Annotated in this window: 24 protein-coding genes, 1 tRNA gene, 1 pseudogene and 2 riboswitches; of the genes and pseudogenes, 7 read left to right on the forward strand and 19 right to left on the reverse strand. The window is 62.3% G+C overall.

Translation table 11 applies throughout. The features are described 5' to 3' along the window. The gene (locus tag LRK71_RS12055) at nucleotides 1-879 is read right to left on the reverse strand and encodes an SPOR domain-containing protein (protein ID WP_232404051.1); all 879 of its coding nucleotides are present in this window, start codon (nucleotides 877-879) and stop codon (nucleotides 1-3) included. A gap of 277 nt (nucleotides 880-1,156) precedes the next feature. On the opposite strand from LRK71_RS12055, the gene LRK71_RS12060 reads away from it, so the two are divergent. The 3 genes and pseudogenes from LRK71_RS12060 to LRK71_RS12065 all read left to right on the forward strand — a co-directional run bounded on the left by LRK71_RS12060 (nucleotide 1,157) and on the right by LRK71_RS12065 (nucleotide 2,430). Beyond that, nucleotides 1,157-1,246, forward strand: a tRNA-Ser gene (locus LRK71_RS12060). A gap of 210 nt (nucleotides 1,247-1,456) precedes the next feature. After that, nucleotides 1,457-1,644 (forward strand): annotated as a pseudogene (locus LRK71_RS20550) (hypothetical protein); the annotation flags it as partial. A gap of 363 nt (nucleotides 1,645-2,007) precedes the next feature. Then, the gene (locus tag LRK71_RS12065) at nucleotides 2,008-2,430 is read left to right on the forward strand and encodes a response regulator (RefSeq protein ID WP_232404052.1); all 423 of its coding nucleotides are present in this window, start codon (nucleotides 2,008-2,010) and stop codon (nucleotides 2,428-2,430) included. 233 nt (nucleotides 2,431-2,663) lie between these two features. On the opposite strand, the gene LRK71_RS12070 is transcribed toward LRK71_RS12065, so the two are convergent. After that, on the reverse strand, nucleotides 2,664-3,113 hold the full coding sequence (locus tag LRK71_RS12070; protein WP_232404053.1) for a DUF983 domain-containing protein: 450 nt from the start codon (nucleotides 3,111-3,113) through the stop codon (nucleotides 2,664-2,666). A gap of 170 nt (nucleotides 3,114-3,283) precedes the next feature. Here LRK71_RS12070 and LRK71_RS12075 point away from each other — a divergent pair, with 170 nt between their 5' ends. Together LRK71_RS12075 and LRK71_RS12080 are read left to right on the forward strand one after the other, a co-directional pair. Then, a complete protein-coding gene (locus LRK71_RS12075; RefSeq protein ID WP_232404054.1) occupies nucleotides 3,284-4,672 on the forward strand; it encodes an aminotransferase-like domain-containing protein in 1,389 nt (462 codons plus the stop codon). A gap of 38 nt (nucleotides 4,673-4,710) precedes the next feature. Continuing rightward, on the forward strand, nucleotides 4,711-5,577 hold the full coding sequence (locus LRK71_RS12080) for a DMT family transporter (protein ID WP_232404055.1): 867 nt from the start codon (nucleotides 4,711-4,713) through the stop codon (nucleotides 5,575-5,577). A gap of 10 nt (nucleotides 5,578-5,587) precedes the next feature. Here the strand turns inward: LRK71_RS12080 and cobF are convergent, their stop codons facing one another. From cobF to cbiE, 10 genes are all read right to left on the reverse strand, one after another. Beyond that, on the reverse strand, nucleotides 5,588-6,352 hold the full coding sequence (gene cobF / locus LRK71_RS12085; protein ID WP_232404170.1) for a precorrin-6A synthase (deacetylating): 765 nt from the start codon (nucleotides 6,350-6,352) through the stop codon (nucleotides 5,588-5,590). Nucleotides 6,353-6,535: 183 nt separating this feature from the next. After that, nucleotides 6,536-7,018: a hypothetical protein gene (locus LRK71_RS12090; protein ID WP_232404056.1), complete on the reverse strand. Its 483-nt coding sequence runs from the start codon at nucleotides 7,016-7,018 to the stop codon at nucleotides 6,536-6,538. A 61-nt stretch (nucleotides 7,019-7,079) separates the two neighbouring features. Further along, the gene (locus tag LRK71_RS12095; RefSeq protein WP_232404171.1) at nucleotides 7,080-7,769 is read right to left on the reverse strand and encodes a CbtA family protein; all 690 of its coding nucleotides are present in this window, start codon (nucleotides 7,767-7,769) and stop codon (nucleotides 7,080-7,082) included. Between the two features lie 4 nt (nucleotides 7,770-7,773). Then, nucleotides 7,774-7,944, reverse strand: a complete 171-nt coding sequence (locus tag LRK71_RS12100) for a CbtB domain-containing protein (protein ID WP_232404057.1) — start codon at nucleotides 7,942-7,944, stop codon at nucleotides 7,774-7,776. A 34-nt stretch (nucleotides 7,945-7,978) separates the two neighbouring features. Next, a riboswitch (cobalamin riboswitch) is annotated at nucleotides 7,979-8,198 on the reverse strand. Nucleotides 8,199-8,294: 96 nt separating this feature from the next. Then, complete coding sequence (locus LRK71_RS12105; RefSeq protein ID WP_232404058.1) at nucleotides 8,295-8,630, reverse strand: DUF1636 family protein; 336 nt, start codon at nucleotides 8,628-8,630, stop codon at nucleotides 8,295-8,297. A 4-nt stretch (nucleotides 8,631-8,634) separates the two neighbouring features. Next, nucleotides 8,635-9,372, reverse strand: coding sequence for a uroporphyrinogen-III C-methyltransferase (cobA, locus tag LRK71_RS12110; protein WP_232404059.1), 738 nt, complete (start codon nucleotides 9,370-9,372; stop codon nucleotides 8,635-8,637). Then, a complete protein-coding gene (locus LRK71_RS12115; RefSeq protein ID WP_232404060.1) occupies nucleotides 9,369-10,685 on the reverse strand; it encodes a cobyrinic acid a,c-diamide synthase CobB in 1,317 nt (438 codons plus the stop codon). The genes cobA and LRK71_RS12115 overlap by 4 nt, the downstream gene beginning before the upstream one ends. After that, nucleotides 10,678-11,472 carry a precorrin-4 C(11)-methyltransferase gene (gene cobM, locus LRK71_RS12120; protein ID WP_232404061.1) on the reverse strand — a complete coding sequence of 265 codons (795 nt, stop codon included), beginning with the start codon at nucleotides 11,470-11,472 and terminating at the stop codon, nucleotides 10,678-10,680. The genes LRK71_RS12115 and cobM overlap by 8 nt, the downstream gene beginning before the upstream one ends. After that, nucleotides 11,469-11,849: a cobalamin biosynthesis protein gene (locus LRK71_RS12125; RefSeq protein ID WP_232404062.1), complete on the reverse strand. Its 381-nt coding sequence runs from the start codon at nucleotides 11,847-11,849 to the stop codon at nucleotides 11,469-11,471. Before LRK71_RS12125 ends, cobM begins: the two co-directional genes overlap by 4 nt. Then, nucleotides 11,846-13,057, reverse strand: coding sequence for a precorrin-6y C5,15-methyltransferase (decarboxylating) subunit CbiE (gene cbiE, locus LRK71_RS12130; protein WP_232404063.1), 1,212 nt, complete (start codon nucleotides 13,055-13,057; stop codon nucleotides 11,846-11,848). The genes LRK71_RS12125 and cbiE overlap by 4 nt, the downstream gene beginning before the upstream one ends. Between cbiE and LRK71_RS12135 the strand changes: the two genes are divergently transcribed. Next, entirely contained in the window at nucleotides 13,056-13,799 is a 744-nt protein-coding gene (locus LRK71_RS12135; protein ID WP_232404064.1) for a cobalt-precorrin-6A reductase, read from the forward strand. The two genes, cbiE and LRK71_RS12135, sit on opposite strands and share 2 nt — an antisense overlap. On the opposite strand, the gene cobJ is transcribed toward LRK71_RS12135, so the two are convergent. The 7 genes from cobJ to LRK71_RS12170 all read right to left on the reverse strand — a co-directional run bounded on the left by cobJ (nucleotide 13,781) and on the right by LRK71_RS12170 (nucleotide 21,879). After that, nucleotides 13,781-14,542 (reverse strand): precorrin-3B C(17)-methyltransferase, encoded by a 762-nt coding sequence (gene cobJ, locus LRK71_RS12140; protein WP_232404065.1) that lies wholly within the window; start codon nucleotides 14,540-14,542, stop codon nucleotides 13,781-13,783. The genes LRK71_RS12135 and cobJ overlap by 19 nt on opposite strands. Next, the gene (locus tag LRK71_RS12145) at nucleotides 14,539-15,276 is read right to left on the reverse strand and encodes a precorrin-2 C(20)-methyltransferase (RefSeq protein ID WP_232404066.1); all 738 of its coding nucleotides are present in this window, start codon (nucleotides 15,274-15,276) and stop codon (nucleotides 14,539-14,541) included. The genes cobJ and LRK71_RS12145 overlap by 4 nt, the downstream gene beginning before the upstream one ends. 2 nt (nucleotides 15,277-15,278) lie before the next feature. Then, nucleotides 15,279-15,908 carry a precorrin-8X methylmutase gene (locus LRK71_RS12150; RefSeq protein ID WP_232404067.1) on the reverse strand — a complete coding sequence of 210 codons (630 nt, stop codon included), beginning with the start codon at nucleotides 15,906-15,908 and terminating at the stop codon, nucleotides 15,279-15,281. Between the two features lies 1 nt (nucleotide 15,909). Next, nucleotides 15,910-17,022, reverse strand: a complete 1,113-nt coding sequence (gene cobG, locus LRK71_RS12155) for a precorrin-3B synthase (RefSeq protein ID WP_232404172.1) — start codon at nucleotides 17,020-17,022, stop codon at nucleotides 15,910-15,912. Nucleotides 17,023-17,093: 71 nt separating this feature from the next. After that, a complete protein-coding gene (gene cobN, locus LRK71_RS12160) occupies nucleotides 17,094-20,339 on the reverse strand; it encodes a cobaltochelatase subunit CobN (protein ID WP_232404068.1) in 3,246 nt (1,081 codons plus the stop codon). Between the two features lie 89 nt (nucleotides 20,340-20,428). Then, entirely contained in the window at nucleotides 20,429-21,463 is a 1,035-nt protein-coding gene (gene cobW / locus LRK71_RS12165; RefSeq protein ID WP_232404069.1) for a cobalamin biosynthesis protein CobW, read from the reverse strand. Continuing rightward, on the reverse strand, nucleotides 21,460-21,879 hold the full coding sequence (locus LRK71_RS12170; protein ID WP_232404070.1) for a DUF1636 family protein: 420 nt from the start codon (nucleotides 21,877-21,879) through the stop codon (nucleotides 21,460-21,462). Before LRK71_RS12170 ends, cobW begins: the two co-directional genes overlap by 4 nt. Before the next feature lie 95 nt (nucleotides 21,880-21,974). Further along, nucleotides 21,975-22,199: riboswitch (cobalamin riboswitch) on the reverse strand. Between the two features lie 50 nt (nucleotides 22,200-22,249). Here LRK71_RS12170 and cobO point away from each other — a divergent pair. Beyond that, the gene (gene cobO / locus LRK71_RS12175; RefSeq protein WP_232404071.1) at nucleotides 22,250-22,885 is read left to right on the forward strand and encodes a cob(I)yrinic acid a,c-diamide adenosyltransferase; all 636 of its coding nucleotides are present in this window, start codon (nucleotides 22,250-22,252) and stop codon (nucleotides 22,883-22,885) included. Nucleotides 22,886-22,937: the final 52 nt, after the last annotated feature.

Raw genomic sequence — 22,937 nt, forward strand, 5'->3', positions numbered from 1 at the left:
TTAGTTGGTGACGGCATAAGCATCGGTAAATCCGGCGGCTTTGACGGCTTTCAGCAGATGGCTGCGTTCCGAACTTGACTGGGCCGGACCAACCACCACCCGCCAAAAGGGCTTGCCGTTGCTGGTCTGCGCCAGAACCGTGGGGATCAGCCCGGCATTGCGCATCTGGCCGGCGGTGTTCTTGGCGTTGCTTTCCACGCTGAAGATGCCGATCTGGATATAGGGTTTGGCCAGGGAAGAGACGCGCTGTGCGACGGGCGCTTGCGGCGCGCTTTGGCTTGGTGCGGCCTCGATGGCGGCAGCGGCACTGGCAATCGGGTCCAACGGGCTCGCCTCGATGTCATCGGTGCTCAGGGCGCTGGCGGCCTCTGCTTCCAGGGGGGCATCTCCGCCGGTGGCGGCGGGCAGTGGATCTGCGGGCATCTCTTCGGCTTCGCGCCGCAGGGCGGTGACATTCAGTTCAACCGGCGCCCCGGCCAGCATACCAAGCGCCGCTGCCGCATCCGAGGAGGTTTGCAAACGCGGACCGGGGATTTCACGCTCGCGGCGGAACAGGGCGCCGATGACGAATTTGCCATTGGAGGTGTTGCGAATGATCACCCGTTCTGGATCTTTGGCATCCGGGTGCGCGACCCAGACCCCGCCCAGCGATGGGCGCCCATCCCAGAGCCCGGCCTCGTTCACCTGAAAGACATCCGGCGCTTCGACGTCGCGCTCTACCAGCTGGGTGCTGCTGGAGCTTGCCACCTCGGGCTTTGCTGTTTTGGGTGACAGAAAAGAGAGGTTGGGTCCCTCTTCACAGGCGCCAAGGATCAGCAGCGAGAGCGCCGCAAAGGTGAGGCCCGCGCCGGGGCTTCGTCTTGGCATGGGGTGTGTCATGATGGTTTCCTTGCCTCTGCTCTTCCACGCCATAGCGCGCTTGCCGGGTTTCCCGGTCATCTCTGGGATTTGGCGGATGATAGCCTGCGATGGCTGGCATGAAAACCCTATGGTGCAGCGCCATTTGTGAAAGCCGGGCGATGGGCATCTTTCTGCGCGTCGTGATGGCCCGACTAGGTAAAGTTCCGATATTTCCCCACAATAGCGGATCGACAGCGCAGAGCCGGTAATTTTCTCTTGCGTGTTGGAGTGCCGCACCTTAAACCGCCCGCAGACCGGGGAGGTGGCAGAGTGGTCGAATGCGGCGGTCTTGAAAACCGTTGAACGTGAGAGCGTTCCCAGGGTTCGAATCCCTGTCTCCCCGCCACTAAATCAAGCACTTACAGGTTCTTGACACGCCGATCGGGTTAGGCCGATTTGTGGGTTTCCCACTTTGCTTCCCACGTCATGTTCTGTTCTCGAAGGCTTTGCGCCTCCTTTGCCAGGCGCTTTTGTCTCTCGCCCTTCGGATATTTCTGCACCATCTGGATTTTGTTGCACAAATTACTTGAGGGATTCGCTGTGTGCATTCAGCTTGATAGCTGGAAGGCATGAGCAGTGGGCATCTACGAAGTACAAGACCAGGAATTGGCCTTCGTATCGTGAGACAGTGAAGATGCCACCAGTTCGAGCCTACTGGCGAATGCACTGAAGCAACGCGGATCGGTTTCGATCTGGTTCGATTCAGAGATGACCTGGATGCCACCGCCAGCGGGCAAACATGGCGACCCAAAACGCCGAATATGGTGCAAGATCCACATCAGCGTCGACGAGGCACCGCTGGATGTGCGGGCGCTCGGCAGACCTGTCACAGGGGGGGCAGGATAAATCTGTCCGGGGAAAGGAAGATCCGGTCAAAATCCGAGTTGTGAAGCAAAGCCGTATTAGGGCGCCGTTATTATTTACGCTGAACTTCTGCAAGAATTATAAAATTTGCCTTTAATACAAGGTAAAGTTCTCTAGCATTCGCAGTGTTATAGGTGTGATCGGTTCGGTTGGGTCGAAAGATAAAGTAAAACGGCTTGTTGCATTTTGTCTATTACATGTAGAGTGTTGCAAGTTCATGTTCAGTGGGGTCTGTTTTCGGAAATGCCAGAACGAAAACTATATATCGCCGATGATAATTACGAATTCGTCGAATACCTTCAGGCGGTGGCAAGCCGCGCTGGGTGGCAAGTGTATACCTGCGCTAATGGCAATGAATTGCTTGCGCTTCTTCTGTCTGGCCAAGATCCCGCTGTCGTATTGGTTGACATCAATATGCCAGAAAAAGACGGCATCGAAGTGATTGAAGAGCTGACTAATATTTCGCGCCCGCTGCGATTTCGGTTTATGACCGGGGGCGCAGATGCCCCGATGTTGGCGGCGAAATTGATGGCGCGGGCCAGAAATCTTTCGGTTGGGCGAAATCTCTACAAACCCATTCCAATGGACACGTTGAAACGTGTATTGGTGGAGGAGTGGGAGGCGCTTTTGCTTTTGCAGGAAAGCCCCAGCCAGCAGGTGCAATAAGCGTGGCTGCCAAGCCGACAGACCGCTTGATATCCGCAGGAGCGGCCTCGCCAGGGTGATCCTGGCCTTCAGAGGGTCCAGGTGATCGATGATCGGTCGACCGGGAACACATGCGTTTGCCGCAGGGATAGGGCGTGAGCAGGTCACCGCGTTGCAGGCGACCGCTGGATTGGTCCATACTGGCTTGCACTATCGGAAACGTCACCGGCTGTTGGCTGGAAGGCGGGCTGGCGTTAAAAGCCGTGCATGCGTTTGGCCCATTGATAGGCCACAACCAGCCCCTTCATGCGGGGCAAGAGCGTCAGCGAGGCGCCGATGGTCACCACAGACATGATCAAGGCCAGGGTCAGCGGATCGGGGCGGTAGGTGATGTAGGTGATATGCAGTACGAACCCCAGCAGATGGCCCACCAGTAGAATGGTCAGGTAGGCCGGGCCATCATCGGCGCGGTTGTGGTGTAGCGGCTGACCGCAGTTCTCACAACTGTCTTTTACTTTCAGGTAGCTATGCAGCATCTTGCCTTCACCACAGTTGGGGCAGCGCAGCCGTAGCCCGCGCAGGACAGCGGGTTTCCAGGGGCGCGGCTCTGCGTCTGCCGGGGTGGTTTGTGCAGGGGCTTTATCTTGCGAGGGTGTCGCCGTGATGTCGGGGGTGGTGTCTGCGGTGAACTGGGGCGTGGTCATGGCGACTCTCCTGTATTGCACGGTTTCTAAAAGGTCCGAAAATTGATTGCAATCAATTATGCAATCAATTACCCATCAATTTGACTGCACCGGGGAACCGCCTGCGGGTGCGCCCGGATCCAAAAGCGCTGCACAGCCTGCCATCGGACCGCCTGCCAAGGGAGAGAGTTTTGAAACAATGGCATCCAACCCTGCCGGGATCTGATCGGCCGCGCTATGTGGAGATTGCCGACGCCATTCGCGCCGATATCCGCGCCGGGGTGCTGCATCCAGGCGACCGCCTGCCGCCACAGCGCGGGGTGGCACAGGATTTGGGCGTTGATTTTTCTACGGTTTCAAGGGGATACGCCGAAGCCGTGCGCCGGGGTGATATCGAATCCTTTGTTGGGCGCGGGACCTTTGTGCGCGCACCTGAGGTCGCTACAGAACCCGACAAAACCCTGCCTCCGCCAGATCCGCGCCGGGTTTTGGAAGAAGACCCTATGATGAATATGCCGCCAGAGCCCAGCGATCCGGTGCTGGTCGCCCGGATGGCTGCTGGCGTCTCCGATATTGCTGCCAATCTTGTACCGCTGCTGCGCTATCAATCGGTGCGGGGCAGTGTCGCCGACCGCGACATTGCCCAGAGCTGGATGCAGGCCAATGGGCTGGAATATGCCCCGGATCGCTTTGCCATCACACCGGGGACCCATGCCAGCCTTTATGCGATATTGACGCAACTAAGCGAGCCGGGGCAGGTGCTGCTTTGTGAGACCCTGACCTACCCAGGTATTCGCGCCATCGCAGCCCGCCTGGGTCTGCGTCTGGTGGGAGTTGCTGCTGATCAGGACGGGATGTGCCCGCAGGCGCTGGACCAGGCGATTACCAGCCATTGGCCAGTGGCGCTTTACCTCAACCCGACATTGCAAAACCCAACGACCCAGACCCTGAGTGAGGGTCGCCGCCGCGAGATTGCCGAGGTGTTGAAACGGCATGAGATGCCGCTTATCGAGGATGATGCCTACCGCTTTGTCGCGCGTAATGCGCCGCCGCCCCTTGCCCAGTCTCTGCCTGATCTGGCCTGGCATGTGGCAGGGATTTCCAAATGCTTTGGCGCCGGGCTGCGGCTTGCCTATACCACGGTGCCGCAACGGGCGGATATGGGCGGATTCTTGCAGGCCCTGCGCAGCATCAATGTGATGGCCTCGCCACTCAGCCTGGCGCTGCTGGGGCGCTGGATCGAAGAGGGCACCGCTGCCGAGATCCAGGCCTTTGTGCGCAGCGCAGCTGCAGAGAGACAGGCGCTGGCGCAGAGCTGCCTGAGCGGTTGCGCACTGCGTGGCGCGCCCGAGGCCTTTAACCTGTGGATTGATTTGCCCGCAGGCACCAGCCGGGCAGAAATCATGGGTCGCATGGCCAATCATCAGATTGGCATTATGCCCAGCGATGCCTTCACCGTTACTGCCCCCCCCAGTGAAGCCCTGCGCGTGTGCCTTGGCGGACCCATCGGCCTGCCGCAGTTACGTCAGGATCTGATGGCGCTGCGCGATGCCATCCTGCGTAAGGATTGGCTGGGATGACGGGTGCCGCGATCCCCCCCCCCTCTAGGAGAGCGCCGATGACCTCACATATTCCGTTTCGGGTTCTGGGGGTGGTTGTCCTGGCCATGACCCTGATTGTCACCGGTGATGCCGCTGGCAAGACTCTGACCATGGCGGGGGCCAGCCCATTTTTCGTGGCCTGGTCGCGTTTTGCCGTGGCGGCGGTGGTGCTTCTCCCCTTTAGCGGCTTGCAAGCGGCAGAGCTGCGCGGGTTTCTAGATTGGCGTATCCTGTTGCGCGGTCTGCTGATCGCCACTGGCATCCTGTGCATTTTGACGGCTCTGCGTACCGAACCGATTGCCAATGTCTTTGGCGGTTTTTTTGTTGGGCCGATTGTGGCCTTTGCGCTGTCAGCGCTGGTGCTGAAAGAGCGCGCAGATCCAAGCCGGGTGGCACTGTTGCTGGTCAGTTTTGGCGGTGTGCTTTTGGTGGTGAAGCCGGGGTTCGGCATGCAGGCCGGTATGGGGTTCGCCGTGCTGGCGGGTTGTTTCCATGGGTCCTACCTGGTGGCAACGCGCAGCCTTGCAGGGCAGTACCGACCTCGGTTCTTGCTGATATCACAGTTGATTATTGGCGCTGTTGTGCTGCTGCCCTTTACCCTCGAGGCGCTGCCGCAAAGTCTGGACCCAACGCAGACCGGGCTGGTCTTGATCAGCGCCCTTGGATCGGCGGCGGGGAATTTCCTTTTGGTGCTGGTGAACAGGACAACCCCTGCCAATGTCGTGGCGCCGCTGATCTACAGCCAGCTGCTGGCTGCCACGGTGCTGGGCGGTGTTGTCTTTGGCACCTGGCCTGATTGGGTGGCGCTCTTGGGGCTCTGCGTGATTGTCCTGTCGGGGCTGTCGTCGCTGTGGCTGGCAGGGCGGCGGCTGGCGCAGCCTTGAACCCAGCGTCTTAAGCGGGGGATGTGCGGCGTAGCAGGTAGATATCCATGATCCAGCCGTGATCGGCGCGGGCCTGGGCGCGGGTTTGGATGATCTGTTCGGCGACCTCAGCCAAGGGGCCAGAGAGGCTGATCTGGTTTTCCATGCCGGCATAGGCGGACCACCAGATGTCCACCCCTGTGGGGTCGATGGCCTGAAACGAGCATTCCCCATCCAGCATGATCACCAGGGTATCGGCACTCTCAGGCCAGCCGTTCTCGCGCAGCTGTCGCCCGGTGGTCACGGTAAAGGGCGCGCCAATCTCGTTCAACGGGATGGCATGGGCGGCGGTCAGCGCCTGGATCGAGGTTACGCCGGGAATGACCTTTAGCGTAATATCCTGCGTGGCCTTCAGGCGCTCGGCGATGCGCATGGTGCTGTCATATAGCGATGGATCCCCCCAGACCAGAAAGCCAACCCTGACCTTGCCGCCGGGGCAGTGGTCGCGGATGGTTTTGATCCAGACCTCGGCAATGGCATCGTGCCAGTGATCCACACGGGCGGTATAGTCCCGGATCGCAGGGTCGCGCACCGGCAGGGAAAATTCAACAATGCGCGGGCCGGGGGGCTGGATCACCTGGGCACAGATCTGCTGGCGCAGCCCGGCGAGGTCGTCTTTGCCCGCGCCCTTGTGCGGGATCAGGATCAGATCGCAGGCATTGAGCGCGGCGACCGCTTGCAGGGTCAGATGCTGCGGGTTGCCGGTGCCAATGCCAATGAGCGAGAGCTCAATCATGGCGGCCGTGCTGTCATTGTTCATCTGTTGGGCTCCTGCCAAAAAGAAACACGGCCCGCTATGGCGCCGTGTTTGAGCATAATCAAGCCCGGATCCGGCTGCTTCGCGGGATCGGGCCGCTTTGTATCGACTTCGCGTCAGGTCAGGCGGCAGACCGGGGCTGCAACCGGGGCATCAAGGGGGTCAGGGGTTGTCGATGATCACGCTGTCAGCAATCGGGTCTGTCCCGATCATCAGCGGGCTGTGGCTATTGGCGTTCAGCCCTACGGTGATTTCGACCCTGCCCTTGGGCAGATCGCCCAGATGCAGCCAGTTGCCATAGAGCCGGGTCAGCTTGCTGCCATTGATATAGACATGGGCATGGCCTTCGCCGGGGCGATCCGCGGTAGAGACATGCTCGGGCGAGAAGAGGAAATTCTCTGTCGTGACCTGCAGGTTCCAGCCGGACATCGGGTCTTTGTGGACGTCTATTGCGATTTTGGGCGCGGTGCTGCCTGGGGTGATCATCAGAGGTTGGCTATGGGCATGGTGCTCTGCGCCGCCGTGCTGGGCAGGGTCGCCGTGGTCGTGGCCGGTGAAAGTGATTCCATTGCCGGCAGCGACAACAAAACCAATGCCGCTGCCAAAGGTAAGACCAATGGCAAAGAGAGCGAGGGAGCGGGACATTCTTGATCCTTTGAAACGGAAACCTCCGCCGGTGGAGATGCACCGACGGAGGTTTTTTCGATTACGCTGCGGCGGTGCGCGGCGCTTCCGATTGCCAGAAATGGCCGGCAAAGGTGCCAAGCAGAACCCAGGCGGCCATGCCAACGCCAAGGGCGCGTGCGGCAAACAGCGCGCCGATCTCGGTTGGAACCGGACCGGTAAAGCTATCTGGCTCCGGGGCGCCAATCAGATGCGGCAGCAGCAGCAGCGCCACGGCAATGGCATAAGAGACCAGATTGCCGCCAAAGGCGATGAGCCACATGGCAATGCCGGCAGCAGCCACGGTTGCTGTCCACCAGATCTGGCGGTCAAAGACATCGGCAGCAGCTACGCCGGGCACTTCTGGTGCCAGGGTCAGCGCCGGCGCCAGATGGAAGGTGACAAAACCTGCCAGCCCCCAGAGGATGCCTGCCCGTGCGGTGACAACATGGCCCTTGCTCTCGGCAAGTGACATCATGGCAACCATGACCAGCGCATAGCCAGTGTAGGTCAGCATGGTGAAAATGATGCTCAACCCGTTGCGCATGACGTCAAAGCCGGGCAGATCCGGATGCGCCGAAACCGCGGCACCGCCAAAATGCACCAGCTCGCCGCTCTCATAGAGTTCGGCATGCAAAAGAACAGGCTGCACAAAAAGAAGCTGCAGCAGAGCGGTTAACAACCCTGCTGCAGCACCAGCGAACAACGCGCTGGTCAAGATACGGTTCATCATCTGCTTAGTGGCAGGGGAAGCCGGTTGCGTGACGGACGTCATGGGCCGCGTCATGCAGGGCAGAGGCCTGTACGTGACCGGTCAGGGTGACAATACCCAGGCCAAGGATCACGGCAAACAGAGCTGGTGCAAAACCAGTGCCTGCAGCGGATTTGTTCAGTGTCTTTGTTGTCATCATTTTCTCCACGTCGTCACACCCGACGACAAAAGTTTCAGTCCAGTACATGGCCGGTCTCCTGACTCGCAGGTCACAGCGGTTTTTCCCCTTCCCGATGGCCAGATTGGCCCCAGTGGATATGAAAAACCACTCGCTGCTCACAGTCGCGGGGGCGGTTGAGGGCGTGGCGCCGCGATTTGGTCCGCCATTCCTCATTCCCGTTTCAGCCCTGATGCTTTGCACCGTTGGACACCATGTTCATTTGTTGTGCCCTTTGTCATACTGCCCGGTCAAGTTGGAAACCGTCCCGCTTGGACAAAGATGCGATTTTTTCGGTGGGCAGGGCGATTTTGACCCTGTTGTAGGATCTAGTCCAGATTTGCCGGGATTCGCGCGATGGCCTTCATCCGCAGGGTTCCGAGCGGACGGGCATCTGCCAGGGTGCCATCGGAGCTTTCGTTAAAGAGCCGCAAAAAGGTGAGGATGTCCGGCAGGTCCGCTGCGGTGATCTCGCCAAAGAGATAGGCCGTCTTGCCGCTTTGCCGCACTGCAAGGGTCTGCGGGCGAGTGCAGCCGGACATGCAGTCCACCTCTTGCACCCGCGCCGAGATCCCGACCTGTATCAGGGCCTCTGTCAGACGGCCGGGCAGGGCCAGATCGGCGCTCTTGCAGCTCCGGCAGAGGGTCAGGGTTGGCCGCGACACCGGTTCAGCCTCCCGGGGTCAGATCGGTATCGGCCAGCGGGCCGTAGAGGATCAGCACCGGCGCAGTGGTCTCCATCGCACGCAGAACCTGTGGCAATTCACCGACCGTATGGCAGCTGAGCTGCTGGTCGGGGGTGGAGACCCCCAGGGCCACCAGCGCATGGGTTTCAGGTGGCAGACCTGCTTCGACCAGCTTTTCCGCCAGGGCAGCAAAGGTGCGTTTGCCCATATAGACAACCGTGGTGGCATCCGGGTCGGCCAGAGCCGCCATATTCAGGCTATCTGGCAGGCCACCGGTGACGTCGTGACCGGTGATGAATTGCATACGGCGCGCCGTCAGTCGCCGGGTCAGCGGGATATTGGCCGCAGCCGCCGCGGCTGAGGCTGCGGTGACACCGGGGATGATCTCAAACGGGATGCCCGCAGCACGCAGGGCGAGGATCTCTTCTTCAAGACGGCCAAAGACACCACTGTCACCTGATTTCAACCGGACAACCTTGAGGCCGCTTTTGGCATAGTCCACCAGCAGCTGGCTGACGTGGTCCTGTTTGGGTGAGGGCCGCCCGGCGCGTTTACCAACACCCACCAGATCGGCCTCGGCGCTGGCATGGGTCAGGATTGGCCCTGAGGAGAGATCGTCAAACAGCACCGCATCTGCCGCTTCCAGCCGTTTCACCGCCTTGACGGTCAGCAGCTCAGGGTCACCGGGGCCGGAGGAGACAAAACTGACAAAGCCGCTCATGCGCCCTCTCCGGTGATCAGATGGAAAAAGGTGCCGGTGACATGGCCCTTGATGGATCCGGTTTCGGGGACCGGATTGCCATCGGCGTCCATGACATGGGCCAGTGGGGCGTCAGGTTCATCCAGTATGGTGGAATAGTGGAACTCATGCCCACGCAGGGGCGCAGCTGTCGCAAAGCCCGGCATCGGCGCCAGCAGTTCGGCGCGGCGATAGCCCAAATGGAATTTGCGTTTCTCATAGGATGTGACCAGCCCCAGCAGCCCGGCCATCTGATGGCGGTTGCCCTCCTTGTCGATCAGCGCCGCGCCGAGCGCCATGTAACCACCACATTCGCCATGCACTGGCTTGGTCTCGGCATGTTTGCGCAGGCCCGCACGGAAGGTCTCGGCGGCGGCCAAAGTGCCGCCGTGCAGTTCCGGGTAGCCTCCGGGCAGCCAGACCAGATCGGCGTCTTGGGCCGGGGCCTCGTCTGCGAGGGGGGAGAACGGCAGAATTTCAGCGCCAGCGGCGCGCCAGCCGGTCAGAAGGTGCGGATAGGTAAAGGAAAACGCCGCATCCCGTGCCAGCGCGATGCGCTGCGCCGGGGGCTTTGGCAGCGTGTTGGGGGCTGGGGCGGCTGCGCCCATGGCTGCCGATTTGAGCGCCTCAAGATCCACATGTTCGCGCAGGAAATTGGCATAGCCTGCGATGGCGGCTTCCAGATCGGGATGCTCCACCGCCTGAATCAGGCCCAGGTGGCGTTCGGGCAGGGCAAGATCGCCGCGACGGGGCAGCGACCCCAAAACTTTGACGCCAGCCCGTTCCATACCCAGTCGGGTCAGGCGTTCGTGGCGCGGGCTGGCGACCCGGTTCAGGATTACGCCCGCAAAGGGCACCTCTGGGTCGTAGGACTTGAACCCCAGCGCGGTAGCGGCGGCAGACTGCGCCTGACCGCCCACATCAATCACCAGCACCACTGGCCAGCCCATGCGCTTGGCGGTTTCGGCAGAAGAGCCAAAGCCGGTTTGCCCACGGGTGGCAACACCGTCAAACAGCCCCATCGAGCCTTCGCCGATGCATATATCAGCCCCTGTTGCCTGTCCGGCAACCGCATCCAGCAGCCCCGCGTCCATCGCCCAGGTATCCAGATTGAAGCTGGGGCGTTTGGCAGCGGCAAAGTGAAAGGCCGGGTCGATATAATCGGGGCCGCTTTTGAAAGGCTGAACCGCCAGGCCGTCTTCGGCAAGGGCCCGCAGCAGGCCCAGCATCACCGTAGTCTTGCCGGTGCCAGAGGCCGGGGCGGAGATCATCAAACCTTTGGGGAAATCAGTCATCACCTTCGCTCCAGTTGGCCCATTGGCTATCGGCGCTTTGTGGCCGGTAGCGGCGGTCATAATCCTGCGCGTAAAGGCAGCTTTCGTCAAAACCTTCATTCCCAAGCGCCGGTCCGACCAGGATCAGCGCGGTGCGCCCGCGCATCCCGCCGGTAGCCTCTTCCAGGGTGCCAAGCGTCGCCTTGACCACCTTTTGATCAGGCCAGGTGGCGCGCCAGACCACGGCAACCGGGCACTTGGCGCCATAGCTTGGGGTGAGCCGGGCGATCACATCCTCCAGCACATGTACCGAGAGGTGAATGGCCAGGGTCGCACCGGTGCGGGCAAAATTCTCCAGCGTTTCGCCTTCGGGCATGGCAGAGGCCTTGCCAGAGGTGCGCGTCAGCACCAGCGATTGCGCCACACCCGGCAGCGTCAGCTCTGCACCCAGGGTGGCGGCGGCGGCGGCGAAGGCCGGTACGCCGGGGGTAATGTCATAGGCGATGTCCAGCGCGCGCAACCGGCGCAGTTGTTCGCCAAGGGCCGACCAGACTGACAGATCGCCGGAATGCAGTCGCGCGACATCTTGCCCGGCGGCATCGGCGGCCTGGATATGGGTGATGATCTCATCCAGTGACAGGGCGGCGGTATTGACCACCTTGGCGTCTTTGGGGCAGTGCTGCAGCAGGGCCTCGGGCACCAGAGAGCCCGCATAGAGACAGACCGGGCAGGCGGCGATCAAGTCGCGCCCGCGCAGGGTGATAAGATCGGCAGCGCCGGGACCGGCGCCGATGAAGTGAACGGTCATGGCTCAACTCTTTCTGCAATGGCCGCGGTGGCGAACCCATCCGCGGTGATAACTCGGGGGGCGATCAGGCGGGCCTGTACGCCCTGCGGCTGGCCCTTGCGGGCGGCAACCAGGGCGCAGGCCTCGGCAAGAGAGCCGGTGCCAAATCGGGTGAGGATACGCGACGACGACGTGAGGGTCGGCGTGCCGGTAATTTCGTCTTCGGTCAGGGCAATCAGCGGCACCGACAGCGCCTGCGCCAGATCCACAAGGGCGGATTGGCTTGCCTTGGTTGTGATCGAGGCCAGCGCATCGGGCTGCGCGCCGGTCAGGGCCAGGGCGGCGCGCAGATCGGCCAATGTTGCGGTGCTGCGAAACCCAAATCCGGCGATCATCATCGGGTGACGCTCCACTGGATGACCGGGCGGGCGCGCTGCCAGTCACGCATGGACCCTAAAGGCCCAGCTTCGGCGATTTCCGCCTTCAACAGATGGCCGCCGTGCTGGGCGTGGGCCTGCATCAGCAGGGTTTCTGTTTCCAGGGTGACGCCATTGGCCACCAGCCGGGTGCCGGGTGGCAGGATTTGCCACAGGTGATCGAGCAGCTCTGGCGAGCCACCCCCGCCTAGAAAGACGCAGTCGGGCAGGTCATGCCCGGTCAGTACCGCTGGCGCCCTGCCCAGAACCCCGGCCATGCGGTGGCTCAGGCCAAAGCGGGCGGCATTGGCACGGATATTGTCCAGACGCTCGGCGCGGGGTTCAAAGCTGATGGCGCGGGCTCCGGCGGCCGCCAGGCACCATTCCACCGACACAGAGCCAGAGCCGCCGCCAATATCCCAAAGCAGTTCGTGCGGGCGCGGCGCCAGGGCCGACAGGGTCAGCGCACGAATGGGGCGCTTGGTGATCTGCCCATCGCTGAGGAAATGATCGTCCGGCAGGCCTGAGGCGCGCGGCAGGCCTTTGGAGCCGCTTGGGGTTATGGCAACTGCGACAGGGGCCTGTACCCGTGTCAGATCAAAGGTATCAGCGGTGCAGTTGCGGATGCGTTCCCGCGGTCCGCCAAGCCGTTCCAGCACCCGCAATTGCGCAGTCCCAAACCCCTGGGTCACCAGAAACCGCGCCAGTTCTGCCGGGGCCGCGCCATCGCGCAGGGTGCATATCAGTTGTTGGCCGGGGGCCAGCAGCGGCACCAGCTGTTCATAGGGGGCGGCGTGTAGCCCGATGCACAGACTGTCTTCCAACTTCCAGTGTAGACGGTTGGCCGCCAGAGAAAACACCGAAGGTGCCGGGTGTGATGCCCATTCTTCAGGTTCCAGATCGCAGGCGAGCGAGCCGCCGGCACCATGCCAGAACGGATCCCCTGAAGCCAAAACCACCACCGGGCGGCCGCGCAGCGCCAGCACTGGTGCGGTTGAAAAAGGCACCGGCCAGGGCAGCCCCTTGGCCCCGGCCTGTACCAGATCAAGATGACGTGGCCCGCCAAAGATGGTTTCCGCATCCGCCAGCGCTTTGCGGCTTGCCTCTGACAGGCCGGCCGGTCCATCTTCGCCCAGACCAATCACCGTGAGCCAGGGTTGGCCTGCGCTTTGCAAGACAGGATCAGACATGACACGCACACTTGTTCTGGGCGGCACCACCGAGGCCTCTACGCTGGCTCTCGCCCTGGCCGACAGCGGCGCCGATGCGGTGTTTTCCTATGCCGGGCGCACCGCCAAGCCGGTGCCGCAGCCCTTGCCGATGCGGGTGGGGGGCTTTGGCGGTGTGGCCGGCTTGCTGGCCTATCTTCGGGAAAATGACATCAGCCATGTGGTGGATGCCACCCATCCCTTTGCTACCCAGATGAGCCGCAATGCGCTGCAGGCCTGCGCCCAGGCGGGGGTTGCGATCTGCGCGTTTGAACGCCCGGCCTGGCAGGCCAGGGTAGGCGATAAATGGCGTCATGTGCCAGATATGGCTGGCGCAGTTGCCGCTTTGCCCGAACAGGCCGCGCGGGTGTTTCTGGCCATTGGCAAGCAGAATTTGGCAGTCTTCGCGGCAAAGCCGCAGCATCACTATCTGCTGCGTCTGGTCGATGCACCGGCTGCGGATCTGCCGTTGCCTGACTGCACGGTGGAACTGGCGCGTGGACCGTTTGATCCGGCGGGCGATCTGGCGCTTCTGCGGCGTCATCGCATCACTCATATTGTGGCCAAGAACGCAGGTGGCGCTGGCGCAGCAGCCAAACTCACTGCCGCGCGTGGGCTTGGCCTGCCGATCGTGATGATCGACAGACCCGGGCTGCCAGCCCGGCGTATGCTGGGCACTCTGGCAGAGGTTTTGGCCTGGCTGTCTCATGTGTCAGACGCGTAGCGCGGCGTGTAGACATGCGGGCCGACACGGCGGGTGTCCTTGTTGCCGACGATGACCACGGTGCGCATATCCGCCATCTCTGGCCGCGCCTCGGTCAGGGTAACGGTGGTGATTTCCTCCGTCGGTTTGGACACATCTCGGGCAAAGGAGATCAATGTCTCGCCACCGCAGGCCTCGCGTAGGATCTCTAGTGCCCGGCCAAACTGATGTGGGCGCGATTTGGAGCGCGGATTGTAAAATCCCATGGCAAAGCCCGCTTCGCCGGCAAGGCGCAGGCGCTTTTCGATCAGGCCCCAGGGTTTTAGATTGTCGCTAAGGTTGATAGCGGCAAAGTCATGCCCCATCGGCGCGCCAATCCGGGCCGAGGCCGCCAGCATCGCGGTGATGCCCGGCAGCACCTGAATATCGAGATCCAGCCAATCGGGGCGATTGGCCAGGTCCAGCGCTTCGAACAGGGCCGAGGCCATGGCAAAAACGCCGGGATCGCCAGAGGAAACAACCGCGACACGCTTGCCTTCAGCTGCCATTTCCAGCGCATGGGTGGCGCGCTCCACCTCGACCCGGTTATCGGTGGCATGCAGGGTAAGGCCAGGGCGTTCGGGAATGCGTTTCACATAGGGGATATAGCCCACCACATCGGTGGCCTCGGTGATCACCTGCTGGACCTGGGCTGTCACCATGGTTTCGTCGCCGGGGCCAAGGCCGAGGATCTTTACCCAGCCTTTTGTCGCTGCATCTGTCATGGTCTGCGTCCCTGTCCATGCACCAGAACGATCGAAAAATAAGGCACATCGCCAGAGAGCTCGGAGAGTTTTTGCACGCTTTGGCTTGGCATGGTGCCGCGTTCCACCAGCCAGGCATCCTGCAGTTTGTCGGCGCGCTCCAGGGCGCGGCGTAGTTTCGGCAGGTTGCGGCCAATCTTCATCACCACCAGCGCGTCGGTTTCCCGGATGCGGCGGGTCAGCTCATCCTCGCTTAGGGTGGCCATGGCCACGGTCAGCACATCATCGCCCCAGGTGATGGGCTGACCCGTGGCTGTCCAGCAGCCGGACATGCCGGTGATGCCGGGAATGATCTCTTGCGCGATACGACCCTGCAGCCGGGTATAAAGATGCATGTAAGAGCCGTAAAAGAAGGGGTCCCCTTCGCAGAGCACCACCACATCTTCGCCGTCGCTCTTGGCAATACCGGCCAGGGTTTCGGCCCATTGATCATAGAAGGCAGCAAGGATGCGATTATATTCGGGGTCAGAGAAATGGATCTCGGTGGTGACCGGATATTCCATCGCGTGTTCGATCACCCCGGCGGGCAAAAGACCGTCTACCAGAGCGCGGGCCTGACCTTTGCGGCCTTCCTTGCGGAAATAGGCCACATGTTTGGCACCCTGGATGGCACGCCAGGATTTGACGCTCATCAGGTCGGGGTCGCCAGGGCCAAGCCCGGCGCAGATCACTTTACCCGGTGTTACTGTTGGCATGGTCACTCTTTCCAGCTGGCAAGCGCATTGACCGCTGCCACGGTGATGGCAGAGCCGCCCAGGCGGCCCTTTACGATCATCGAGGGCACCGGAAGATCCTGCATCAGGGCGTCTTTGGATTCCATCGCGCCGACAAAGCCAACCGGGCAGCCGATGATGGCGGCGGGGCGCGGGCAGGCGGGATCCTTCAGCATGTTGAGCAGGTGAAACAGGGCAGTGGGGGCATTGCCGATGGCGACGACGGCGCCGTCAAGATGCGGGCGCCAGAGCTCTAGCGCAGCGGCCGAGCGGGTATTGCCCATCTCTTTGGCCATCTGGGGCACACGTTCATCGCGCAGGGTGCAGATAACCGGGTTATTGGCGGCAAGGCGTGGGCGGGTGATGCCCTCGCTGACCATATAGGCATCACAGAGGATCGGCGCACCACCCGCCAGCGCGGCGCGGGCGGTTTGTGCCATTCCTGGGGAAAAATGCACGTGCTCCTCCAGGCCAACCATGCCTGCGGCATGGATCATGCGAACGGTGACGCTTTCTTCATCCTTGTTGAACCGGGCCAGATCGGCCTCGGCGCGGATGGTGGCAAAGCTCTCGGCATAGATGGCCGCGCCGTTGGTTTCATAGGTGTGGAGCATGTCAGCTGCCCTCTGTCAGGATTTGCGGCGCGGCGCGCAAGGCACCGGCCCTTAGGGAGTCTCTTAACGGGTGATCCCCGGCCTTGCCATGGTGGATCAGGGCAAATGTGTCGGGGGCGGTTGCGGTCAGCACCAGCGGCGCCGGGCGGGGATGGGCACAGCCCTTGGCACAGCCCGAGACATGCAGCACTTGCCCCTCTGGTACAAAGGGGGCCAGATCGCGGGCCAGATCGCGGGTGGCCGAAAGCGCCTGCAGGCAACCGGGCGCACCGGTGCAGGCGCTCACCCGCAGGCGCGGATCGCGGGCGTCAAGGATCAGGCCGGGCAGGCGTGGGATTTCAATGTCGTGCCTGCCCTCGATAAGGAGCATGCGCCAAGGGGTCAGGCGCAGGGCGCCTTGCTCTGCCAGCGTTGCGAGGGCCTGAGCGGTGATCTGGCCGAATTCAAGCCCGACCAATTGGCCAATGGCGCAGTTTCCGATCGTTGGCGATGGAGTGCTGGCGCTACGGGGCGTGATGTGTGACGCGGGTAGCCCGCGGCGCGCTATGAGCGGGTGCATTCTGCCGCGCCCCTCGGGCGCGCCGCCCTGTTGCAAGAACCAGCGCGCCAGATCAAGTGCTGCCTCGGCGGCAGTCTCGGCGGTAATCGATTGGCCACATTCTGCACCGTCAGCCAGGAGCAAAAGCTCGGCACCGCTGGTCTCAATTCGAATATCGCCGACGCAGTCGCGTAGTTGGGGGCTCTCCCCGGCATCGACCACGAAGCCGAATTTCCCGGGCAGCAAGAGATCCTCGGCATCGCGGAGCGCCTGTTCAAGCTGGGCGGCGATGCGGTGACTGATGTCCTCGGGCTTCCACAGGGGGGTCAACATCACGTTGCGCCGCGCCTCGGCAGCGCTGTCATGATCCACTAGGCCGAGGTCTTGCAGGGCGGCAATCAGGGCAGGATAGCTGTCGGCAGTGATGCCGCGCAGTTGCAGGTTGGCCCGTGCCGAGAGGTCGATCAGACCATTGCCAAAGCGTTCAGACAGCGTCGCAACTGCCGACGCCTGGTCTTGGCTCAGCTGTCCCAGTGGCGCGCGAATACGCACAACCAGCCCATCCCCCGACATCATCGGTCGCAGGGCGCCAGGGCACCAGCCATAGACCTTTGGGTCGGGGGAGGCAGCAGGGCCGGGGGCTTTGGTCACGCGGTGTCCTCCAGCAGGGCCATGATGGAATTGCGCCGCGTGGTCCACAGATCGGCCGCTGCCAGGGCGCGAAAGCGGTCGCGCATTGCCTCCAGGGCTTTGGGATTTTCCTGTTCGAGAAAGGCAACAAGATCTTCGCGCCCCAGGGTGGCCTCGAAGTAGAGATCAAACAGATGCGGCGGCACCACCTGGGCCAGATGGGCAAAGGCCGCCATATGATCCAGCGTGGCCGCAATCTCGGCCCCACCACGAAAGCCGTGTTGCATCATGGCGCTGGCCCAGTCCGGGTTGCTGGCGCGGGCGCGGGTGACGCGGGCAATCTCTTCGCCCAGGGAACGTGCCTGCGGACGGTCCGGCCGGGTGGCATCCAGATGATAAAGCGCAGGTGCCGGGGCGCCGATCCGGGCCATGGCAGCGGCAAAGCCTGCCTCATGGGCGGCGTAGTCTTCGGCGATCAACAGGTCCGTTTCGGGCAGATCCTGCAGGTGAACAAAGCTGTCGGCCCCCTTTAGGCGGGCCTCCAGGGCGCTGCGGGCCTCTGATATATCGCCCTGGGCGTCAATGGCATGTGACGAGGCGGTGATCCAGGCCTCGCCTGCTGCTGCGCGTGCGTCGTCACTGTAGCTGTCGATATGTGGCCCCATGGACAGACCGTAGAGGCCCGGTTTGGGGCCAAAAACCCGTGGGCCCTGCACCAGATAGGGATTGTCGCTGGGGTCTTCGTCGCGCCCCGCCAGCGCACCAGCGGCGGCTTCGAACATTTGGGCCAGGCCGGGAAAGATATCGCGGAACAGACCTGATACCCGCAGGGTGACATCAATGCGGGGGCGTCCCAACATGGAGAGGGGCAGGACTTCAAAGCCGGACACTCGTTCCGAATTCTTATCCCATTTGGGGGCCAGCCCGGCCAGATGCAGCGCCATGGCAAATTCCTCGCCGGCGGTGCGCATGGTGGCAGAGCCCCAGAGATCAATCACCAGCCCCTGCGGCCAGTCGCCCTGGTCTTGCAGGTGGCGGCGCAGCAACTCTTCCGCCAGTTTGACCCCCTGCGCCTGCGCCGCCCGTGACGGCACCGCGCGCGGGTCGGTGGTGAAGAGGTTGCGCCCGGTGGGCAGCACGTCCGACCGGCCGCGAAACGGAGAGCCAGAAGGGCCGGGAGGCACCAACTGCCCATTCAGCGCAGCGACCAGCCCAGCATGTTCTGCCGCGCCGCAATCGCCGGTGCCAAAGATATGCAACCCCTCGCCATACTGGCTTTCCTTGATGTCGCAGACAAAGGCATCGATCCGGGTGATGGCCTCTGCCGCAGAGGTCTCCGGGGTGAGGCCGAGATCTGCCTCGACGCCGGTGCCCTGGGCCTCCGCGCGGATATCATCAAGCAGACGGTCGCGCCGCGCCGGGTCCAGCCCATCGGCGGTGGAATATTCATCCAGCAGGTTTTCCAGCCGTGCCATGCCCTCGGGCAGGGTGGTCTGGGCCAGGGGTGGCGGCACATGGCCTAGGGTTACGGCTCCAATGCGGCGCTTGGCCTGAGCGGCCTCGCCGGGGTCGTTCACGATAAAGGGATAGACAACGGGCAGCGCGCCGGTCAGCGCTTCGGGCCAGCAGGCCGCCGAGAGTGCAACGGATTTTCCGGGTAGCCATTCGAGGGTGCCATGGGCACCGATATGGACCAGCACATCGCTGTGCTGGCGCAGCCAGAGATAAAAGGCGACATAGGCATGGCGCGGTGTGCGTTCCAGAGCATGGTAGTCGTCAACGCGGGTCTGCACCTCGCCACGTTCGGGCTGCAGGGCGATCAGCGCCTTGCCCGCCTGAAGTGCCTTGAAGTGAAACGCGCCATCCTTGCAGTCGGGATCCTGCTGCGGCTGCCCCCAGGCGGCGGCCAGGTCCTGCTGTAGCACCTGCGGCAGGCTGGCCAGCGCGGCGGTATATTCTTGCAGCGAAAAGCGCAGAGCGGCGCTGTCCAGCCGCAGGCCAAGATTCCCCTGCGGCGCGGCGTCATAGCCCTGCCTGGCCAATTCTGCCAGGATTTCGTCACAGGAGGCCAGCGCATCCAGCCCCACCGCATGGGCCAGATTGTGGGCCTTGCCGGGATAGGTCGACAGGATGAGCGCCGGGCGCTTGGCCGTATTGGGCTGGGCTGCAAGGCGCAGCCAGCCTTCGACCCGGTCGACAACCGCCGCGATGCGATCGGCAACGGGGCGGTGGGCAAAGCGGGAATACTGAAGGTCCGGATCCTGCTTGCCGGGGGATTTGAAGCTGACAACCCCTGCCAGGATACGGCCGTCTACTTCGGGCAAAACCACATGCATCGCGAGATCCGCAGGCGAGAGCCCGCGCGCCGCTTCGGCCCAGTCTTTTTTGCGGGCGGTGGACAGAGCCACCTGAAACACCGGACAGCCGGTGGCATTCAGCGGCGAGGCGCTGCCATCACTGCCCTGGGCCGAAAAGGCGGTGGCGTTAACAATAGCGGCTGGCGTCAGCGACGGCAGGGTCTCGCGGAGCCAGGCGGCGGTCTGTGTGGATTTCAGGCTGGCGGCAAACACGCCGTAGGCGGCGTAGCCACGGGCGCGCAGTTCAGCAATCAACGCATCCACCGGGGCGGTATCGGCGGCAGTCAGATAAGAGCGGTAGAAACTGGCCAGAACCAAGGGTTTATCCTGCACATCGGGGGGCGAAATTACCCCCTGATCAGGATCATAGAAACCGTGCTGCGGCGTGGATTTCAGCCCCAAAACTGGCCCGGCATATAGCCCCGCCGCCAGCGAGAGCTGCGCCAACGCCGCCTGCGCCGCCACCGCGCCGCCCGCATCACAAAGCGCCTGCAGCCGCCGCAGGGTCGAGGCTGGTAGTGTCGACAGGGCGTCCAGCCGAGGGTCTTCACGGCCGTCGGCTGGCAGGATTGCCAGTGCGATGCCGCGGCGGCGGGCCAGATCCTGCAGGGTGGCCAGCCCATATGGCCAATAGCTTTCGCCGCCAATCAGCCGCACCAGCACTCCCTTGGCCCCGGCGAGTGTCTGTTCGGCATAGGTGTCGACCGACAGCGGGTGTTTCAGCGCCACCAGATTGGCCAGCCGCAGGCTGGGCAGTGTGCCATCGGCACGATGCCAGCCTGCCGCAAAGGCCCCAAGGTCGCTGTCGGAAAAGGACAGTACCACCAGATCGGCAGGCGATTGCCCCAGATCCTGTGGCGTGTCGGTTTGATCCAACCCGTGGCTTTCACGAAAAACGACGTGCATTGGTGTGGCCTCTTGCAGAGTGTTTAGGGTGCCGCCCGACCTTGCAGCCAGAATGCGGCACCCGCGTTTGCTTTGTCTTTGCCAGTGGCCTAGGCGCCCAGGTCTGCCCGGATGGCGGCCCCGTCGATATTGTCATGTTCGGCAATAACGACCAACTGGGTGCGACGCGGTGCATCGCCCCAGGGCTGATCGTATTGTGCCCGCAGACGTTCGCCCACGGCCTGTACCAACATGCGCATTGGCTTGCCCTTTACTGCAACATAGCCTTTGACCCGCAGGATATTGCGAGTCCGGGCCAAGTTCACAATGGCATCTTGCAGCGCTTCCGGGTCAGATACTTCGCCCATTTCGACAACTATGCTTTCAAAATCGTCATGTTCGTGGTCGTGGTGACCATCGTGATGGCTGGGACGTGCCTCCAGATCATCTTCGGCGGCTGCATTCAGCCCTAGAATGATGCGCGGATCAATCACCCCTTCGCTCATTGGGAGGATTGGCACCTGGCGCGGGGCTTCGGCCTCGATCACCTTGCGGGCTTGTTCCAGCCCGGCCTCGCCTGCCAGATCGGCTTTGGACAAGAGCACGATATCGGCGCAAGAGATCTGATCCTCAAACACTTCCGACAGCGGCGTTTCGTGATCCAGGCTGTCGTCGGCAGCGCGCTGGGCCTCAACGGCGGCGAGATCGGGGGCAAACTGCCCTGCGGCCACGGCTTCGGCATCGGCCAGGGCAATGACGCCATCAACGGTGATGCGCGAGCGGATGGCCGGCCAGTCAAAGGCCTTGAGCAGCGGCTTGGGCAGGGCCAGGCCTGAGGTCTCGATCAGAATATGTTCGGGGGCCTGGGGCAGGGCCATCAGGGCCTCGATCGTGGGGATGAAATCATCCGCCACGGTGCAGCAGATGCAGCCGTTTGCCAGCTCCACAATGTTGTTTTCAGGACAGTTTTCATCGGCGCAGGATTTCAGGATGTCGCCATCGACGCCTGCGGTGCCAAATTCATTGACCAGAACCGCCAGACGTTTGCCCTGTGGGTTTTGCATCAGGTGGCGGATCAGCGTGGTCTTGCCCGCGCCAAGGAAACCAGTGATGACAGTGACAGGAATTTTGTTGAGATCGCTCATGTGGTTTCGTCCTTGCAGGGGAATGTGATTGGGGGAATGCGGGCAATGGATTGCTTGCGAAACACCTGCGGGCGTTCGCGCCAGGGTACCAGCCCATCGGTGGTGGCAGCATAGGCCGCAGCGCCCGCCAGAATGTCGTCCACATGGGCTTCGGGATCGAGATCTCCGTAGATGTAGCTCCAGCGGGTGTCGCCGCCGGTCAGCACCATGGCGCAGCCGCGTTTGCAGGCCGAGAGGCATTCAACACCGCGCACTGCGACCCCGGCTGGCAGTGTCGCCTCGGAGAGGGCCGACAGCAGCAGGGTACCGGGGCGTGTGGCCTCGGGGTCAACACCTTCGCGTTTGCAGGTTGTGCAGATCGTCAGGGTGACCTCTGCGGTATTTGGGGCGGGGCGTTCCGCCATATCGTCTGCCATCAGCGCGCACATCCATTGTGGGGCCAAGGGGGCAGTGCCAGCAGGGGGAGGGCAGAGATGCGCTCCCACAACCAGTTGCGACACACCCCGTTCGCCCGTTGTCTCATGCGTTGGCAGGTCTCCCGGCTTGCGGATTTCAACGGGCCTGGGGCCTGTCTGCGGCTCTCTTGCCTTCCCGGCGCTGGGCACCAGTGGCATCAGAGACCTCTCCGGTCACGGTCGCGGGGGCGGCTGTGCTTGAGACAGATGCCAAGGGGCACCAACCTGTCACATTCCCTCTTCGCCTGCAATTTGCAGGAACCAACGAAAACCCCTTGCGCTATTGGGGGCTTCCTTGTCAAGACTTGCACAAACAGCAGGAGTGACCCCAGTGAGCGAGAAGTCCGAAACCGGCGTTTCAGAAGAGGAAGCGGCACGGCATGCTTCTAAGATGGCCAAGAAAAAGGCCGCCCGCGATCGCATGATGAAAAACAAGGATGGTGAAAAGGGGCTGATCATCGTCCACACCGGCCCGGGCAAGGGCAAGTCCAGCTCGGGATTCGGTATGATCATGCGCTGTATCGCCCATGGCATGCCCTCGGCTGTGGTGCAGTTCATCAAGGGCGCTTGGCAGACGGGCGAGCGCAGCCTGATTGAGGAAAACTTCAGCGATCTGTGCCAGTTTTATGCAATGGGTGAAGGCTTTACCTGGGAAACTCAGGATAAGGCGCGCGATATTGCTGCGGCGCAAAAGGGCTGGGAAAAAGCCAAAGAAATGATTCGAGATGAGCGTAACACCATGGTGCTTTTGGACGAGATCAATATCGCCCTGCGCTATGATTATCTGGATCTGGACGAGGTGCTGGAATTCCTGGTGGAGGAAAAGCCGCCGATGACCCATGTGGTGCTGACCGGGCGTAACGCCAAAGAAGAGCTGATCGAGATCGCCGATCTTGTCACCGAAATGGGGCAGATCAAGCATCCTTTTCGTGCCGGTGTTAAGGCACAAAAAGGCGTCGAGTTTTAAGAGAGCGTCGGCCCAGAACATGCTCTGGGCCGACGTGGCTGGTTTTCTGTGT

Origin of the sequence: Pseudophaeobacter flagellatus (genome assembly GCF_021228235.1) — a bacterium.
GTDB lineage: Bacteria > Pseudomonadota > Alphaproteobacteria > Rhodobacterales > Rhodobacteraceae > Pseudophaeobacter > Pseudophaeobacter flagellatus.

What these genes read in the sequence shown, in the direction of transcription:
- LRK71_RS12055 (WP_232404051.1), bottom strand. Translation starts at nt 879, where the DNA reads ATGACACACCCCATGCCAAGACGAAGCCCCGGCGCGGGCCTCACCTTT.
- LRK71_RS12065 (WP_232404052.1), top strand. Translation starts at nt 2,008, where the DNA reads ATGCCAGAACGAAAACTATATATCGCCGATGATAATTACGAATTCGTC.
- LRK71_RS12070 (WP_232404053.1), bottom strand. Translation starts at nt 3,113, where the DNA reads ATGACCACGCCCCAGTTCACCGCAGACACCACCCCCGACATCACGGCG.
- LRK71_RS12080 (WP_232404055.1), top strand. Translation starts at nt 4,711, where the DNA reads ATGACCTCACATATTCCGTTTCGGGTTCTGGGGGTGGTTGTCCTGGCC.
- cobF (WP_232404170.1), bottom strand. Translation starts at nt 6,352, where the DNA reads ATGATTGAGCTCTCGCTCATTGGCATTGGCACCGGCAACCCGCAGCAT.
- LRK71_RS12090 (WP_232404056.1), bottom strand. Translation starts at nt 7,018, where the DNA reads ATGTCCCGCTCCCTCGCTCTCTTTGCCATTGGTCTTACCTTTGGCAGC.
- LRK71_RS12095 (WP_232404171.1), bottom strand. Translation starts at nt 7,769, where the DNA reads ATGATGAACCGTATCTTGACCAGCGCGTTGTTCGCTGGTGCTGCAGCA.
- LRK71_RS12100 (WP_232404057.1), bottom strand. Translation starts at nt 7,944, where the DNA reads ATGACAACAAAGACACTGAACAAATCCGCTGCAGGCACTGGTTTTGCA.
- cobA (WP_232404059.1), bottom strand. Translation starts at nt 9,372, where the DNA reads ATGAGCGGCTTTGTCAGTTTTGTCTCCTCCGGCCCCGGTGACCCTGAG.
- LRK71_RS12115 (WP_232404060.1), bottom strand. Translation starts at nt 10,685, where the DNA reads ATGACTGATTTCCCCAAAGGTTTGATGATCTCCGCCCCGGCCTCTGGC.
- cobM (WP_232404061.1), bottom strand. Translation starts at nt 11,472, where the DNA reads ATGACCGTTCACTTCATCGGCGCCGGTCCCGGCGCTGCCGATCTTATC.
- LRK71_RS12125 (WP_232404062.1), bottom strand. Translation starts at nt 11,849, where the DNA reads ATGATGATCGCCGGATTTGGGTTTCGCAGCACCGCAACATTGGCCGAT.
- LRK71_RS12135 (WP_232404064.1), top strand. Translation starts at nt 13,056, where the DNA reads ATGACACGCACACTTGTTCTGGGCGGCACCACCGAGGCCTCTACGCTG.
- cbiE (WP_232404063.1), bottom strand. Translation starts at nt 13,057, where the DNA reads ATGTCTGATCCTGTCTTGCAAAGCGCAGGCCAACCCTGGCTCACGGTG.
- cobJ (WP_232404065.1), bottom strand. Translation starts at nt 14,542, where the DNA reads ATGACAGATGCAGCGACAAAAGGCTGGGTAAAGATCCTCGGCCTTGGC.
- LRK71_RS12145 (WP_232404066.1), bottom strand. Translation starts at nt 15,276, where the DNA reads ATGCCAACAGTAACACCGGGTAAAGTGATCTGCGCCGGGCTTGGCCCT.
- LRK71_RS12150 (WP_232404067.1), bottom strand. Translation starts at nt 15,908, where the DNA reads ATGCTCCACACCTATGAAACCAACGGCGCGGCCATCTATGCCGAGAGC.
- cobG (WP_232404172.1), bottom strand. Translation starts at nt 17,022, where the DNA reads ATGATGTCGGGGGATGGGCTGGTTGTGCGTATTCGCGCGCCACTGGGA.
- cobN (WP_232404068.1), bottom strand. Translation starts at nt 20,339, where the DNA reads ATGCACGTCGTTTTTCGTGAAAGCCACGGGTTGGATCAAACCGACACG.
- cobW (WP_232404069.1), bottom strand. Translation starts at nt 21,463, where the DNA reads ATGAGCGATCTCAACAAAATTCCTGTCACTGTCATCACTGGTTTCCTT.
- LRK71_RS12170 (WP_232404070.1), bottom strand. Translation starts at nt 21,879, where the DNA reads ATGGCAGACGATATGGCGGAACGCCCCGCCCCAAATACCGCAGAGGTC.